The organism is Lentzea atacamensis (assembly GCF_003269295.1).
GTDB lineage: Bacteria > Actinomycetota > Actinomycetes > Mycobacteriales > Pseudonocardiaceae > Lentzea > Lentzea atacamensis.
Genome location: NZ_QLTT01000005.1, coordinates 390,506 through 406,246 on the forward strand (window position 1 = coordinate 390,506; position 15,741 = coordinate 406,246).

The following is a 15,741-nucleotide window of genomic DNA, read 5'->3' on the forward strand; positions in this document are numbered from 1 at the left end:
CATACGACGTGGAGTAGCTTCCCTGCGACGTACGGCGTACGTAGGAGGGTCGGCCGGCATGACCGAATCCAAGGCGCTCAGAGCGCTGCGCGAGGCGATCGTCCTTGAGCACATGGAGTCGCAGAACGACCACGACTTCAACACCTCCCTGCACACGTTTCCCCACCCCCGGTACGAGATCATGGCGTCCGGCCAGGTGCTCCAGGGCGTGGACGAGGTCCGCGCGTACTGGCAGCGCACCCGCGCGGCGTTCCCCGACCAGCGCAACAAGGTCATCGAGGTGCACCACGCCGACGACGCGGTGATCGTCGAGTTCGAGCTGCAGGGCACACACCTCGGCAGCCTCACCGGCGAGGAGGTCACCGGCCGGTCGTTCAAGGTGAGGATGGTCGGTTTCTTCCTGTTCGACAAGGACGTGCTGGTCTGCGAGCGGGTGTACGGCGACAGCGCGACCGTGATGAACCAGCTCGGCATGCTGGACCTCCCTGGGGCGTTCTAGAACGCCACTCGCACTTCGCCGACGACCTGGCCGCCGCCGAGCACCGGCACGGACAGGTGTTCCTTGGCCGGCGACACGTCGTAACCCAGCGCCGCCAACGCCGTGAGCCCGATCGCCGTGGTGGCACGGGGATTCCCGTCGAGCACCTTCACCGCCACCGCGTGCCCGGCCGCCGTCGCCAGCACCAGCACACCTTCTGCGCCGCCCTTGGCCACCACACCCGGCAGCAACTGCATGACGACGGTGTTCACATGCCCGGTTCCCCCCACGTACTCGGGATGTCTGCGCATCGCGTCGGCGACCGGCGTGCGCACCAGCCCTTGCATCGCGCGCGCCAATCCGTGCAACGACAACACATACACGGGCGCACCACATCCGTCGACCGCCGTGTGCGCAACTGCTTCGCCGGAAAGTTCCTCCATCGTCCGCAACACCATCTGCTGCAACGGATGCGTCGGCTCCAGGTAGGTCTGGGTCGGCCACCGCGCCGCGACGCACGCCGCCAGCATCGCCGCGTGCTTGCCGGAACAGTTCATCCGCACCCGAGACGGCTCCGTCAGCCGTTGCCGCGTCTCCTCGTCCTCCGGCCACGACGGAGGGCAGCGCAGCAATCCCACCGGCAACCCGCCGAGCACCTGCATCACCAGTTCGACGTGCCGGTTCTCCCCCGTGTGCGACCCGGCGGCGATCGCCAGGGCGGGCCCGGCGAGCGGCGCTCCCGCGGACAGGCAGGCCAGCGCCTGGAACGGCTTCATGCACGACCGCGGCAGCACCGGATCCTCAACGGCCCCAACGGAAACCCCGGTCTCCCCTGACGGCAGCAGCCCCACCACGCTCCCGTGGTGCAGGCTTTCCACGAAACCGGACCGGGTGACCTCAGCGAGCAGTGCGGGCACGACCAGCCTCCAGGCGGTGGGCCATCCGGGACAGCGCCAGGTTGACCACCAGGTAGATGAACGCCACGACGATGAACGTCTGGATCAGCAGACCGTTGTAGTTCGCGAGCACCCGCCCGTTGAACAACAACTCCGTGTAGGACACGACATATCCCAGCGAGGTGTCCTTCAACAGGCTGACAGCTTGGGTCACGAGCAACGGCGTCATGTGCCGGACGGCCTGTGGCAGCACGACGAACCGCGTCACCGCGCCGTCCGGCATGCCCAGCGACAGCCCCGCCTCGCGCTGCCCGGGATCGACGGAGTCCACGCCCGCCCGGAAGATCACCGCGTAGGAGGCCGCGTGCGACAACGCCAGCGGCACCACGAGCTTCCAGAACAGCGGCAGGTTCAGGCCGAACGACGGCAGCACGAACAACATCACGTACACCAGCAGCAGCACCGGAACCGTGCGCATGACCTCGGCGTAGGCGCGGGTGAACCGGTTGGGCCGCAACGCGAGCAGCAGCCCACCCACCATCGCCAGCACCCCCGTCGCGCACGCCGCCACCACCGTCGACCACAGGCCTCCGAGCAGATAACGCCACACGGGCCAGGTCAGATACGGCCTCCACCGAACCGGGTCCAGCTGCCCGCCGGCCGCGAACTGCCGCAGCCCCAGCGCGACCAGCCCGGCGAGCACGAGCGCCGACACCACCGAGACCCAGAAGACCCGGCGACGGAAACGTGGTCCAGGAGCGTCGAACATCAGGCCAGCCGCCGTTCCAGCACCCGCGCGCCGAACCCGATCCCCGCGGCCATCACCAGGTAGCACAGCCCGGCACCGGTGAAGACCAGCAACGGCTGGGCGAGCTCGAGGTTGATCCGTTGCGCCGCACGGGTCATGTCCACCACGCCGACGACACCGGCCAGTGCGGTGGCCATCGTCAGCGCGATCGCGATGTTCGCCAACGGCTGCACCACCCGCCGTCCGGCCTGAGGAAGGATCACGTGCCGCAACGACTGCCGGAACGACAGCCCCAGCGCCCGTGCCGCCTCACCCTGTCCGGCAGCCACCGAGCTCACGCCCGACCGCAGCGCCTCCGCCACGAACGCGGCCTCGTACAGCGCGATCGCCGTGAAAGCCGTCCAGAACAACGGCATCTTGACGCCCACCTCGGGCAGCCCGAACACGAACAGCACCAGCCACGCGAGCAACGGGATGTTCCGCCACACCTCGACGTAGACCGCACCGACGCCCTGCAGCAGCGGCACCGGCACGATCCGCAGCACCGCGACCACGAGGCCCACGGCGAGGGCGCCCGCGAACGACAGCAGGGTCAGGGCGACGGTGTTCAGAAAGCCTTCGACGACCAGGCTCATGAGACGATCGCGGGTGGCGACGGCGCGTGGCCGGTGACCACGGTGCCGATCGTCTGCTTCCAGACGTCCTGCCACAGCCCTGACTTGCCGATCTCACGCAGCCAGTCGTCGACGAACTTCTCGAACTCCGCGTCGCCGTGCTTGATGCCGATGCCGTACGGGTCCTCGGTGAACGGCTCGCCGACCAGCTGGAGCTCGCTGTCCTTCGACGCGCCGGCGACCAGGATCGCCTGGTCCTGCACGTAGGCGTCGCCACGGCCCTGCTTCAACGCCGTGAGGCACTCGGGATCGGAGCCGAACTCGACGATCTTCGCGGTGGGCGCGGCGTCCTTCACCGCCTTCACGCCGGGTGTGTTCGCGCCGACGATCACGGTCTTGCCGGCCAGATCCGCGGGCTTGGTGATGCCGGAGGTGCCCTTGCGCACCGCGATAGACTGCCCCGACCGGTAGTACGGGCCTGCGAACGCCACGCGTTCCGCCCGTGCCGGCGTGATCGTGTACGTCTGGATGATCACGTCGACGGTGCCGTTGGCCAGCAACGGTTCGCGGGTCTCCGAGGTCGCGCTGAGCAGCTCGGTCTCCGGCTTGCCGACGATGTAGTGCGCGAGGAGCTTGCCGAGGTAGGCGTCGAAGCCGGTGAGCTCGCCGCTGATGGGGTCGAGCTGCGACAGCAGGGGCGCGTCCTGGGAACCGCCGATGAGCAGCTTGCCGCGCTTCTTGATGCGGTCGACGGCCGAGCCAGGAGTCACCTGACCTGTGTAAACGGGCGCCTTGGCGAGCAGGGCGCCGAACTTGCCGCCACCCGCGCCGGGTACCGCGTTCTCACCGCCGGAGCACCCGGCCACGAAGAGCAACAACGCCGCTACGAACAGTCTCCCCATGCCGCGACGCTACTGATCGCGATCAACCAGGCACAAGACACAACAAAGCCCCTTGTCCGATACCGGACAAGGGGCTCCGCCACAGCTTGCAGGCTGTTGGAGTCGGTCAGACTCAGACGGCGCGAACGCCCTGGGCCTGCGGGCCCTTCTGGCCCTGACCGATCTCGAACTCGACCCGCTGGTTCTCCTCGAGAGCCTTGTAGCCGTTCATCTGGATCTCCGAGTAGTGGACGAACACGTCGGCGCCACCGTTATCGGGGGAGATGAAGCCGAAGCCCTTCTCCGCGTTGAACCACTTGACGGTGCCCTGTACTGCCATCTTGCTACTTCTCCTCTAACAGGTGCCGGATCGCACTCGCGACCACCGGGTCAAGCAGGAACGGCGCTCCCTCCCGAAGCTGGAGAGACCACACGAACACACCCCGTTTTTCGTGACCGTGGCTGGACGAACACGAAAACGTACGACCATGGACAGTCAACCACGGCTCCCCGCTCCCAGTCGAGCCATCGATCTCACTGCTAACGTGAGTGCCCGAACGACCACGCGGAGGTACTCGTGCCCGAGCAGCCGACGATGTCGATCAGGGTCAGGATCGCGCCGCAAGTGGCTGGTGGCCTCACCTTGCTCGTGCGGCAGCTTCTGACCGGCGTCGCCGCCCAGAAGCCTCCGAAGGCCGAACGCAAGGCCCGTACGCCCATCATCAACAGGTCCGAAGGCACCGTCCGCGGCACCCTGTTCCAGATCGGGAACGTAGAGGGAAACGTCACCAACTACGGGGACCGGTAACCTGGAGGGTCGTTGACCCAGGGGGCCGTGCTTGACCAGCAGCGAACGACTGCTCTTCTTCTTCATCGGCTTGGTGACCACGTTCGTGTTCATCCGCATCAGCGTGCGCATGATCCGGGCGAAGGTGCGCTGGTGGCCGCGCAACATCGTGCACGGCGACACGCACGTGCACCACGTCGTGTTCGGCACCGTGCTGCTGCTCCTGTCGAGCGTCACGAGCCTGGTCATCCCCGACGACCTGCACGGCGCCCGGCTGGCGGCCGCGGCGGGCCTCGGGGTGGGCGCGGCGCTGGTGCTGGACGAGTTCGCGCTGATCCTGCACCTGCGGGACGTGTACTGGACCAAGGCCGGCCGGCTGTCCGTCGACGCGGTGTTCCTCGCCATCGGCCTGACAGGCACGTTCCTGCTCGGCGCGCGCCCGCTCGGCTACGACGAGGTGCTGCAGCTCAACCCGGAGACGACACCGAGCGACACGTTCACGCTGAGGCTGCTGACCATCGGCGTGAACCTGTGCTTCGCGATCGTGGCACTGCTGAAGGGCAAGATCTGGACGGGGCTGCTCGGCCTGCTCGTGCCCGTGGTGCCCGCCGTGGGCGCCGTGCGGCTGGCGAGGCCGGGGTCGCCGTGGGCGCGCTGGCGTTATCCGGAGGGCTCGCGCAAGCTCGCGCGGGCGTACCGCCGGGAGGCGCGGATCCGGCAGCCCATCATCCGCGCCAAGATCGCCGTGCAGGAGTTCATCTCGGGGCGTCACGACCTGCCGGATCACGACAGGCCGTGACGAGGCCTTTCGCTACCCTCCGAGGATGTCCTGCTGCGCGCACACCTGAGCGAGGTCGCCGGCGCACAGTTCCTGCGGCTTGACGATGCCCTCGGTCACCAGCGTCCGCACGCTGTCCTTCTTGATCAGCGTCGCGCCGAGCAGCACCGACTTGATGTCGCGCCGCGCGACGGGATCCCGCAGGTTGCCGGTGGCGAGGTCGTCGGCACCCTCCAGGTCACCGCGAGCGATCGCGATGGCCAGCCGCGCCGCGGCCTCCGCCTCGTCCCGCACGGGCTTGTAGACGGTGATGCACTGGTCGCCTCTCAGGACGGCCCGCAGGCCGTCCACAGTGGCGTCCTGCCCGGTGACCGGGACCTTGCCCGCCAGGTTCTTCTTCTTGAGCACACCGATGACCGCGCCGGCCAGGCCGTCGTTGGCCGCGACCACGCCGTCGACCCTGCCGCCGTTCTCGTTCAGGATCTGCTCGAACAGCTGACCGCCGAGGTCGTTGTTCCAGTCGGCGACCGGCTGCGACTTCACGAGCTTGAGCGCGCCGCTGTCGTACTTCGTGGACAGTCGCGACTTCTGACCCTGGGTGAAGAGCGTGGCGTTGTGGTCGGTCGGCGCACCCTCGATCTCGATGATCTGCGCGCCCGGCTTGTCGCCGAGGCACGCGAGCAGGCCGTCCGCCTGGAGCTGGCCGACGTTCACGCTGTCGAAGCCGACGTGGTACTCCGCCTGGCCACCGAGCGTCACGCGGTCGTAGTCGATCACGGGGATGCCGGCGGCTTTCGCCTTCTTCTGCACCGCGAGACCACCCGCCGCGGACAACGGCGTGATCATCAGGACCTTCACCTTGCGACGGATCATCTCGTCGGCGATCTGCGCGAACTTCGCCTCGTCGCCCTCGGCGTTCTCCATGAACGGTTCGATGTCCGCGTAGTTGAACGCCTGGGTGAGCAGTGGGCGATCTTGTTCTTCCCAGCGCGTGGATGTCGTTCGGTCGGGAAGGATTACCCCGACGATTGGTTTGGGACCACGCGCGGGCAGCGTCGGAGCACCCTGACCAGCGTCACCGCAGGCAGTGAGCAGAAAGAGCAGGCACGCCGACGTTGCCATTACCCGTCTTCGCATAATCGCGGATTGCATCGCTTGAATGTTGTTAAGTCAAGATTTGTTTCACACCATCACGCTCCGCTTCCGATCGGCTACAGTTCGATTCCGTACGAAAGGCGCTGATGCGTGGCGAATTTTCGTGCCAGTGTGTCGGACTTGGGCGGCAATCGGGGGCCGCGCCGTGTTGTTGGATCCAGCCCTGACCGGGTGTGAGGAGACAGCTAGGTGAGAACGCGCAGAACCGTGATGGCGGTGGCGGCAACGGTGTCGCTGATCGCCGCGGGTACTTCGGCGGCGGGGGCAGCGCCGGCCTCTACCGCTGGCCAGCAGGACACCGAGTACACGGTCCTCTTGGAGGACCCCGGAAACCGCGACTTCGCGATCGACGCCGTGCGGGCGGCGGGCGGCGAGGTCGTGCGGGACAACAAGGCCGTCGGTCTGCTGACCGTGAAGGCTCCCGCGAACGGGTTCGTGGAGAAGGTTTCCGCTTCGAGCGACATCGTCGGCGCCGCACGGACCAAGCCGATCGGGCACGCTCCTGCGGCGAAGGCCGAGAAGGCCAAGCGCGACAACGTCGAGAAGGAGAACAAGGCCGAGCAGCCGAACAAGGCTCCTGCCGAGTCGAAGTCGACCGCCGGCATGGACCCCCTGGACGGCGACCTGTGGGGCCTGAACCTCGTCCGCTCCAACATCGCGCGGGCCAAGCAGGCCGGTGACAAGCGCGTGTACGTCGGCATTCTGGACACGGGCGTGGACGGCTCGCACCCGGACATCGCGCCGAACTTCAACAACGAGCTGTCGCGCAACTTCACCGTCGACATGCCCAACGACTCCGACGGCGGCGTCTTCGACGGCCCGTGCGAGTTCCGCGGGTGCGTCGACCCGGCGAACTGGGACGACGGCGGCCACGGCACGCACGTCGCCGGCACCATCGGCGCCGCTGCCAACGGCTTCGGCATCTCCGGTGTCGCGCCGAACGTGTCGCTGGTGAACATCCGCGGTGGCCAGGACGCCGGCTCGTTCTTCCTGCAGCCGGTGGTCGACGCCCTGACCTACGGCGCCGACATCGGCCTCGACGTGATCAACATGTCGTTCTACGTCGACCCGTGGTACATGAACTGCATCAACGACTCCACGGCCACGCCGGAGGAGCAGCTGGAGCAGCGCACCATCATTGCGTCCGTGCAGCGCGCGCTGAACTACGCGCACCGCAAGGGCGTCACGCTGATCGGCGCCGGTGGCAACAACCACGAGGACCTCGGCAAGCCGCGCACCGACACGATCAGCCCGAACTACCCGCCGGGCCACAACCGGCCGCGGCCGATCGACAACGCCACCTGCCTCAACCTGCCGACCGAGGGCAACCACGTCATCTCGGTGTCGTCTCTCGGCCCGTCGACCGCCAAGGCCGACTACTCGAACTACGGCCTCGAGCAGACCGCGATCTCGGCTCCCGGCGGCTACTTCCGCGACGGCCTCGGCACGCCGTGGTACCGCACCAACGAGAACATGATCCTCTCGACCTACCCGCGCAACGTCGCTCTCGCCGAGGGCGCGATCGACGAGGCCGGCAACATCACCCCGGCCGGCCAGGCCGCGGGCGTGAAGAAGGCCGTGCAGGGCGACAAGGTCGGCTACTACCAGTTCCTGCAGGGCACCTCGATGGCCGCCCCGCACGCCTCGGGTGTGGCCGCGCTGATCGTCAGCCAGTACGGCAAGAAGGACAAGGGCCGTCCCGGCCTGACCCTGTCCCCGGACAAGGTCGAGAAGGTGCTGTACAAGACCGCGATCCAGCGGGCGTGCCCGAACCCGAGGCTCGTCTCGTACGTCCCGGTCGGACGTTCGCCCGAGTTCGACGCGCTCTGCGAGGGTGACGCGAAGTTCAACGGCTTCTACGGTCACGGCATCGTGGACGCCTACGGCGCGGTGACCCGCGGCGGTCAGTTCCTGTAGTTCTCGCTTGAACCGCAAAGGCTCCCGGTCACGGCCGGGAGCCTTTGCTTTTCAGCAGGCAACCGGCCTTGTTGTGCGAGCGCTCTCACGCTACGGTGCGCCTGTCGCCGCCGATCCCTCACCGGAACGGACCGACATGAAGACGTTTGCAAGACTGGCTGCCACGGTCGTCTGCGCCACCGCCCTCATCACCCCGGCCACGGCGCACGCCGCGGACCTGAACGACCCGCGGCTCAAGGACATCGCCATGCAGCTGGTGTCCAGCGCGGAGAACTCCTCTTTGGACTGGCGCGCCCAGTTCGGATACATCGAGGACATCTGGGACGGCCGCGGCTACACAGCGGGCATCATCGGCTTCTGCAGCGGCACCGGCGACATGCTCGACCTGGTCCGCCTCTACCGCGACTGGAAGCCGGGCAACGTCCTGGAGAAGTACCTCCCGGCCCTGGAGCGCGTGAACGGCAGCCCGTCCCACGACGGCCTCGACCCGACGTTCCAGGACGACTGGCGCAGGGCCGCGCAGGACGGCACGTTCCAGGGCGCGCAGGAGCACGAGCGCGACCGCGTCTACTTCAACCCGGCGGTGAACCGCGCGAAGCAGGACGGCGTGCAGGCGCTGGGCCAGTTCATCTACTACGACGCGATTGTCATGCACGGCGACAACTGGGGCTACACCGACTTCTCCAGCATCCGCCAGCGCGCTCTGGACTCCGGAGCGCGGCCGCCGGCCTGGGGCGGTGACGAGCGGGCGTGGCTGCACGCCTTCCTCGACGCGCGGGTGTGGGCGATGAGGGAAGAACCCGCCCACGAGAACACCACCCGCGTCGACACGGCCCAGCGCCGGTTCCTCAACGAGGGCAAGCTGAACCTCGAAACCCCGCTGCGGTGGCACGTCTACGGGGACTACTACGAGATCTGGTGATGAAGCATCGGTTTCGCATGTTAGTAAAGGTTCTTGCCAATAAAGGTCTGAACCCCTTACCGTTGCTTCATCGCTGCCCGGGACACCCCAACCCCTGCCCCGGAGGACATTTCGTGAAGATCTCTGGTCGCCTCGCGGCCGCGCTGCTGGCGTGCGCCGCTCTCGTCACCACCACAACGGGCACCGCCCAGGCCGCCGACCTGACCGACCCGCGGCTCAAGGACATCGCCATGCAGCTGGTGTCCAGCGCGGAGAACTCCTCTTTGGACTGGCGCGCCCAGTTCGGCTACATCGAGGACATCAAGGACGGCCGCGGCTACACAGCGGGCATCATCGGCTTCTGCAGCGGCACCGGCGACATGCTCGACCTGGTGGAGCTGTACAAGAAACGCAAGCCGGGGAACGTCCTGGAGAAGTACCTGCCCGCACTGCGCAAGGTGAACGGCACGCCCTCGCACGCGGGTCTCGACCCCAACTACACCAAGGACTGGAAGACCGCGGCCAAGGACTCGGCGTTCAGGGCGGCGCAGGAGTCCGAGCGCGACCGGGTGTACTTCAACCCGGCCGTGAAGCAGGCCAAGTCGGACGGCGTGCGCGCACTCGGCCAGTTCGCCTACTACGACGCGATCGTCATGCACGGCAACGGTGGCGACAGGCTGAGCTTCAGCAGCATCCGCAAGCGCGCGCTGGGCAAGGCGAAGCCGCCGTCGCAGGGCGGCAACGAGACCACCTGGCTCAACGCCTTCCTCGACGCTCGAGTGTGGGCGATGAAGCAGGAGCCCGAGCACGAGGACACCAGCCGCGTCGACACGGCGCAGCGCGTGTTCCTCAAGAACGGCAACCTCGATCTGAAGACGCCGCTCAGGTGGACGGTCTACGGCGACAGCTACGAGATCAAGTAACCTCGTCGGCACGGACGAAGAGGGGCGCTCCGAGTGGAGCGCCCCTCTTCCCGTGACTACAGCTGGGTCCAGTCCAGCACAGGCGCCGCGAAGTCGCGGATCGACGCCAGCAGCCCGAGCCGCGCGGCCTTCACCGCCGGATCCTCTGCCATGACCAGCACCTCGTCGAAGAAGGTGTTGATCGGCGCGGTCAGTCCCTCGGCCGCGGCGACGAACGCCGCCAGACCTGTGACATCCCGCGAGACACCGTCGAACGCCTTGTGCAGCGCCACTTCCGCGGGCTCGGACAGCACCGAGGCGTCGTAGGAAGCGGAGACGCCGGCCGGCACGATCCGCCGGACGCGCTGCAGGGCCGCCACGAGCGCGTCGAAGGACTCGTCGCCCGCCAACGACTCCAGCTGCGCCAGCGTCTCGTCGGCCAGCACCGGCGAGTCGGCCAGCGGCAGCACCGCCTGGACGAACCGGTGCTCGTGGCCCGCGTCGAGCAGCGCCTGCTCGTAGCGCCGCACCGCGAACTCACGCGCGGTCTCCAGCGCCTCGGCCGACACGTCAAGGCCCTCCGCGGCAAGTGAAAGCGCCAGCGGAACCGTGATCGCCCGCAGGTCCGGGAACGCCCGCAACACCGACACCGCGCCCAGAGCCGCGCGACGCAGGCCGAACGGGTCGGACGAACCGGTCGGCTGCGCGCCGATGCCGAACAGGCCCGCCAGCAGGTCGAAGCGGTCCGCCAGGGACAGCATCGCACCCGGCACCGACGTCGGCAGCGCGTCGCCGGCCGAACGCGGGAGTTCCATCTCCCACAACGCCTGCGCGACCTCCGGGGTCTCCCCCGCGCGCGAGGCGTACTCGCGGGCCATCACACCGGCCAGCGACGACAGCTCGATCACCATCTGCGAGCCGAGGTCGAACTTGGCCAGGGCTCCGGCGCGGTCCAGCGTCTCGCGGTCGGCGTCGACCACCGAGGCGAAACGCCCTGCCAGCGCGGCGATCCGGGAAGCGCGGTCGGCCATCGAGCCCAGCTTGTCCGCGAACGTCAGCTTCGCGAGGCCCGACTTCATCTCCTCCAGCGGCGTCTTGAGGTCCGCCCGCCAGAAGAACGCCGCGTCCTCGTACCGCGCCCGCAGCACGGCCTCGTTGCCCGCCCGCACCAGGTCCGCGTCGACGGAACCGTTCGCCACCGCCACGAAGTGCGGCAGCAGGGAGCCGTCGGCGGAGCGGACCGGCAGGTAGCGCTGGTGCTTGCGCATCACGGTGGTGAGGATCTGGCCCGGCAGCTCCAGGTACCGCTCCTCGAACGAGCCGAGGATCGGCGTCGGCCACTCGACCAGGTTCGTCACCTCGTCCAGCAGCCCGTCGACCTCGACGACACCGCCGACGGACGCCGCGAGCTCCTGTGCGGCCTCCACGATCGAAGCGGCACGAACCGAGGCGTCGGCCTGAATGCCGTGCCCGGCGAGGAACTCCAGGTAACCGTCCGCGGTGGACACCTCCACGACCGGCGACGAGGCGGTCCGGTGCACCCGCGTGACGGTGCCGGAGACCAGCGACGACACCGCTACCGGAACCGGCGTGGAGCCGAGCAGCGCCACCAGCCAGCGGATCGGCCTGGTGAACGACAGCTTCGGGTCGTTCCACTTCATGTTCTTCTCGGCGCGCAGGTCCGCGACGACCTCGGCCAGCAGCCCGCTCAGCACCTCGACGGCGCCACGACCGGCGTCGGTCCTGGTCAGCGCGACGAACTCGACGCCGTTCTCCTCAACCCGCCCCAACGCCGAAACCTCGACGCCCTGACCGCGCGCGAAGCCCTGCACGGCCTTCGTCGGGTTGCCGTCGGCGTCGAAGGCGGCGGAAACACGCGGGCCGCGCACGGTGCGCTCGGCGTCCGGCTCGCGCGGCGCCACCGCGGGCACCAGCACGACGATCCGGCGCGGCGTCCCGTGCACGGTCACCTCGCCGTGCGTCAGCCTGGTCGCGCCGAGCTTCGACGTGATCGCCTCACGCACCGCGTCGACGGTCCGCAGCACCTCGTGCGGCGGCAGCTCCTCGGTGCCGATCTCGAACAGCAGCGTCGCGGGAGCGACGACGTCCTCGAACGACGAGGGCTTCTCCGCGACAGCGGGAACCTCTGCGACACCGAGCGGATGCCCGAGCTCGGCACGTCGCTCGGCCCACAGCCCGGCGACTTCCCGTGCCAGGCCACGCATCCGGCCGAACGCACGCGCGCGCTCGGTCGTCGAGATCGAGCCCCGCGCGTCCAGCACGTTGAAGATGTGCGAGCACTTCAGCACGAAGCTGTGCGCCGGAACGGGCAGGCGGGCGTCGAGCATCTTGCGCGCCTCGGCCGCGAACTCCTCGAAGAGGCGCTTGTTCGCCTCCACGTCCGCGTCGTCGAGGTAGTACCGCGACATCTCGTACTCGGCCTGGCCGAACGCCTCGCCGTAGGAGATGCCCGGCGCGTACGCGATCTTCTTGAAGTGGTCGACGCCCTGCAGCGCCATCATGATCCGCTCGATGCCGTAGGTGATCTCCACCGACACCGGGTCGAGCGTCATGCCGCCGGCCTGCTGGAAGTAGGTGAACTGGGTGATCTCCAGGCCGTCGAGCCAGACCTCCCAGCCGAGGCCCCACGCACCGAGTGCGGGAGAGGCCCAGTTGTCCTCGACGAACCGGACGTCGTGCGCGCGCACGTCGATGCCCAGCGCCTCCAGCGAACCGAGGTAGAGCTCCTGCGGGTCGCCCGGATCCGGCTTCAGGATCACCTGGAACTGGGTGTGGGTCTGCAGCCGGTTCGGGTTCTCGCCGTAACGGGCGTCGTCGGGCCGCACCGAGGGCTCCACGTACGCGACGCGCCACGGCTCGGGACCGAGCACCCGCAGGACGGTGGCGGGGTTCAGCGTGCCCGCTCCGACCTCGGTGTTGAAGGGCTGCACCACGATGCAGCCCCGATCGGTCCAGTACTTGGTCAGCGCGAGCAGCGCGTCCTGCATCGTCAACACGGCGACGAGTCTACGAAACGGGCAAAACCGCTGGTCAAGGGGCCTGAATCCGGTGGCGTTCGCCACTGTGTCACGCTTTGCACAACCGAGTGGAGTTCCCGCACGTCTACTTGGGGTACCCGGATGTGCTGAGAGGAGTGGGTGTGGACAACCGGCCGCCGCGGCCAGGAGAACCGAACGGAACTCCCAGGCGACCCTCCGCCACCCCGCGTCCCCCGGCGGGTCAGCCCCGCCGTCCCCAGGTACCGCCGCGCAGCTCAGAGCCCCCGCGCCGGCAGCCGAACCGGGCCGAACCGCCGCGGCGGGAGCCCCCGAAGCGCTCCGAACCACCGCGCAAGGAACCACCGCGCAAGGAACCCCCGCGCAAGGAACCCCCGCGCCGCGCGTCCGCGAGCCGCAGCGAGTCGCCGCGCCGCGACCCCCAGCGCGGCCGCGAGCCGGCCCGCGCCACGTCGTCGGCCCCGCGCCCGCGCCCCGTGGCCGACCGTCCGACGGTCCGCACGACTCCGGCCAAGGCGAAGTCCGCTGCCCCCGCGGCCCGTCCCCGGCCCAGGCCCTCCGCTCGCCGACCGAGCGCGGCCAAGCGCGGTGCGTCCACCGGCGCCAAGATCTTCATCAGCATGATCTCCGCGACGATCCTGCTGGTCACCGGCGTCGCGTGGCAGAACCTGAACTCGCTGACCGAGAACCTGACCAAACAGGACCTCAACCTCGCCGACGCCGGGGAGAAGCCCGCCGACGGCGCGATCGACATCCTGCTCGTCGGCATGGACAGCCGCACCGACTCCAAGGGCAACCCGCTGCCGCAGAACATCCTCAACGAGCTGCAGGCGGGCGGCAGCGACGACGGCGGGTTCAACACCGACACGCTGATCCTGCTGCACATCCCGAACGACAGCGGCAAGGCGTTCGCGGTGTCGTTCCCCCGCGACTCCTACGTGAAGATCGCCGGCGGCTTCGGGCGTCACAAGATCAACTCTGCCTACGGTTACGCCAAGGGTCAAGCCGCCGAAAAGCTGCAGGGCAGTGGCAAGAGCCCGCAGGAGATCGAGATGGAGACCCGCAAGGCGGGCGCGAACAACCTGATCGAGACCATCCAGAACCTGACCGGCGCCACGATCGACCACTACGCCGAGGTCAACCTGGTCGGCTTCTACGAGATCACCAAGGCCATCGGCGGCATCGACGTCTGCCTCAACAACAACGTCCGCGACAGCTTCTCCGGCGCGAACTTCAAGGCGGGCCCGCAGACCATCGAGGGCAAGAACGCGCTGGCGTTCGTCCGGCAGCGCCACGGCCTGCCCATGGGCGACCTGGACCGCGTCGTCCGCCAGCAGGTCTTCATGGCCGGTCTCGCCAAGAAGATGCTCTCAGCCGGCGTGCTCACCGACGGCACCAAGCGCAGCGAGATGATCAAGGCCGTCAGCGGCGCGATCGTGCTCGACGACGGCTGGGACATCACGAAGTTCGCTCTGCAGATGAAGGATCTGACGGGCGGCAACATGACGTTCCAGACGATCCCGACAGGCAACCCGGACCTGCAGACCCCCGAGGACGGCTCCGCGGTCGAGGTCGACGAGGCCGAGGTCAGGACGTTCGTGAAGAACCTCGGCAAGGCCCCCGCGTCCTCGGCCGCGCCGGACCCGAAGTTCAACAACGCCTCGGTGACCGTCGACGTCCGCAACGCCTCCGGCGTCGCAGGCCTCGCGAGCAAGGTGCAGCAGTCGCTCGTCGCGAAGGGCTTCGTGGCGGGTCAGACGGGCAACGCCGAGGCGATGGCCAAGTCGGTCGTCCGCTACGGCAAGGGCGGAGAGGACGGCGCCAACGCCGTCCAGAAGGCCCTCGGCGGCATGAAGATCGAAGAGGACGTGAACATCCCGGCCGGCCGGGTCCGCGTCTTCATCGGCTCCGACTACTCGGGTCCCGGCACCCAGGGCTTCACGGGCTCCGGAGTGCTCAACTTGGACGGTGCGCGGCAGCAGCCGGCGCCCGACCCGAACGCTCCCAAACCCATTACCGCGGACGGCGTGCGCTGCGTGAACTGATACTCAGAGTAGAGAAGTATCGCCCGTTCGGGGGAATCTGCCAGGAAGTTGCGTAAGCGACGAAGAACTGGCGCCTTCCATCACCGTGAGACCCGCTCACGGGGTGGAGGGACCAGGTGCAAACCGCGAACGGCCGAATCGACACGGCGGCGTACCAGCGCGTGCTCGGTGATGAGATCCGCAGCCTTCGCAAGCAGCGCGGCTGGACCCGCAAGGAGCTGAACAAGCGACTGCAGACCGAGATCTCGCTGCAGACGCTGGCCACCTACGAGCTCGGCACCCGCCAGTGCTCGGTCGTGCGCCTGGTGGAGATCTGCCACGCCCTCGACGTTCCGGCACACGAAGTCCTCGCTCGTGTGCACGAACGCTTCTTCGGCGACGCCCCCGCCGGGCACCTCACGCTGAACCTCGCCGCGGTCGCCGCGACCGACAACCCCCGTCTGGTGCCGCTCAAGCGCTGGGCCGCCGGACGCCTGCACGTGCTGCCGCCGGGAGCGTCCCCGGAGGTGCACCTCGACCTGCCCGCGCTGGAGAACATGGCGCAGCTCTGCCAACTCCCGACCGTCGAGCTCATCCGCGTCCTGCGCGAGCTGAGCCACTAGTTGTACCGAACCCCGTTCAC

General features: G+C 68.4%; 16 protein-coding genes. 8 read left to right on the plus strand and 8 right to left on the minus strand.

Annotated features, from left to right (window positions below; genetic code table 11):
- The first annotated feature begins 58 nt into the window (after nt 1-58).
- On the plus strand, nt 59-499 hold the full coding sequence (locus tag C8D87_RS24415; protein ID WP_215732464.1) for an ester cyclase: 441 nt from the start codon (nt 59-61) through the stop codon (nt 497-499).
- Here the strand turns inward: C8D87_RS24415 and C8D87_RS24420 are convergent.
- The 5 genes from C8D87_RS24420 to C8D87_RS24440 all read right to left on the minus strand — a co-directional run bounded on the left by C8D87_RS24420 (nt 496) and on the right by C8D87_RS24440 (nt 3,957).
- On the minus strand, nt 496-1,395 hold the full coding sequence (locus tag C8D87_RS24420) for an asparaginase (protein WP_233442264.1): 900 nt from the start codon (nt 1,393-1,395) through the stop codon (nt 496-498). The genes C8D87_RS24415 and C8D87_RS24420 overlap by 4 nt on opposite strands.
- A complete protein-coding gene (locus C8D87_RS24425; protein ID WP_112228513.1) occupies nt 1,376-2,143 on the minus strand; it encodes an amino acid ABC transporter permease in 768 nt (255 codons plus the stop codon). The genes C8D87_RS24420 and C8D87_RS24425 overlap by 20 nt, the downstream gene beginning before the upstream one ends.
- A complete protein-coding gene (locus tag C8D87_RS24430; protein WP_112228514.1) occupies nt 2,143-2,757 on the minus strand; it encodes an amino acid ABC transporter permease in 615 nt (204 codons plus the stop codon). Before C8D87_RS24430 ends, C8D87_RS24425 begins: the two co-directional genes overlap by 1 nt.
- Nucleotides 2,754-3,638, minus strand: coding sequence for a glutamate ABC transporter substrate-binding protein (locus C8D87_RS24435; protein WP_112228515.1), 885 nt, complete (start codon nt 3,636-3,638; stop codon nt 2,754-2,756). The genes C8D87_RS24430 and C8D87_RS24435 overlap by 4 nt, the downstream gene beginning before the upstream one ends.
- Nucleotides 3,639-3,750: 112 nt before the next feature.
- The gene (locus tag C8D87_RS24440) at nt 3,751-3,957 is read right to left on the minus strand and encodes a cold-shock protein (protein WP_030468404.1); all 207 of its coding nucleotides are present in this window, start codon (nt 3,955-3,957) and stop codon (nt 3,751-3,753) included.
- Nucleotides 3,958-4,194: 237 nt separating this feature from the next.
- Here C8D87_RS24440 and C8D87_RS24445 point away from each other — a divergent pair, with 237 nt between their 5' ends.
- A complete protein-coding gene (locus tag C8D87_RS24445) occupies nt 4,195-4,425 on the plus strand; it encodes a hypothetical protein (RefSeq protein WP_109642041.1) in 231 nt (76 codons plus the stop codon).
- A 31-nt stretch (nt 4,426-4,456) separates the two neighbouring features.
- A complete protein-coding gene (locus C8D87_RS24450) occupies nt 4,457-5,203 on the plus strand; it encodes a hypothetical protein (RefSeq protein WP_112228516.1) in 747 nt (248 codons plus the stop codon).
- Between the two features lie 12 nt (nt 5,204-5,215).
- Here the strand turns inward: C8D87_RS24450 and C8D87_RS24455 are convergent, their stop codons facing one another.
- Entirely contained in the window at nt 5,216-6,334 is a 1,119-nt protein-coding gene (locus C8D87_RS24455) for a sugar ABC transporter substrate-binding protein (protein WP_325049709.1), read from the minus strand.
- Between the two features lie 213 nt (nt 6,335-6,547).
- On the opposite strand from C8D87_RS24455, the gene C8D87_RS24460 reads away from it, so the two are divergent.
- From C8D87_RS24460 to C8D87_RS24470, 3 genes are all read left to right on the plus strand, one after another.
- Entirely contained in the window at nt 6,548-8,254 is a 1,707-nt protein-coding gene (locus C8D87_RS24460; RefSeq protein ID WP_112228518.1) for a S8 family peptidase, read from the plus strand.
- 136 nt (nt 8,255-8,390) lie between these two features.
- Nucleotides 8,391-9,176, plus strand: a complete 786-nt coding sequence (locus C8D87_RS24465; protein ID WP_109642213.1) for a chitosanase — start codon at nt 8,391-8,393, stop codon at nt 9,174-9,176.
- A gap of 113 nt (nt 9,177-9,289) precedes the next feature.
- Entirely contained in the window at nt 9,290-10,078 is a 789-nt protein-coding gene (locus tag C8D87_RS24470; protein ID WP_233442265.1) for a chitosanase, read from the plus strand.
- 56 nt (nt 10,079-10,134) lie between these two features.
- Here C8D87_RS24470 and C8D87_RS24475 read toward each other — a convergent pair whose 3' ends face one another.
- Nucleotides 10,135-13,065, minus strand: coding sequence for a glycine--tRNA ligase (locus tag C8D87_RS24475; RefSeq protein WP_112228696.1), 2,931 nt, complete (start codon nt 13,063-13,065; stop codon nt 10,135-10,137).
- A gap of 232 nt (nt 13,066-13,297) precedes the next feature.
- Nucleotides 13,298-13,723 (minus strand): hypothetical protein, encoded by a 426-nt coding sequence (locus C8D87_RS47910; RefSeq protein WP_233442266.1) that lies wholly within the window; start codon nt 13,721-13,723, stop codon nt 13,298-13,300.
- On the opposite strand from C8D87_RS47910, the gene C8D87_RS24480 reads away from it, so the two are divergent.
- Both C8D87_RS24480 and C8D87_RS24485 read left to right on the plus strand, forming a co-directional pair.
- Nucleotides 13,695-15,119 (plus strand): LCP family protein, encoded by a 1,425-nt coding sequence (locus C8D87_RS24480; protein WP_109642031.1) that lies wholly within the window; start codon nt 13,695-13,697, stop codon nt 15,117-15,119. The genes C8D87_RS47910 and C8D87_RS24480 overlap by 29 nt on opposite strands.
- A gap of 116 nt (nt 15,120-15,235) precedes the next feature.
- A complete protein-coding gene (locus tag C8D87_RS24485; RefSeq protein ID WP_233442267.1) occupies nt 15,236-15,721 on the plus strand; it encodes a helix-turn-helix domain-containing protein in 486 nt (161 codons plus the stop codon).
- Nucleotides 15,722-15,741 lie beyond the last annotated feature (20 nt).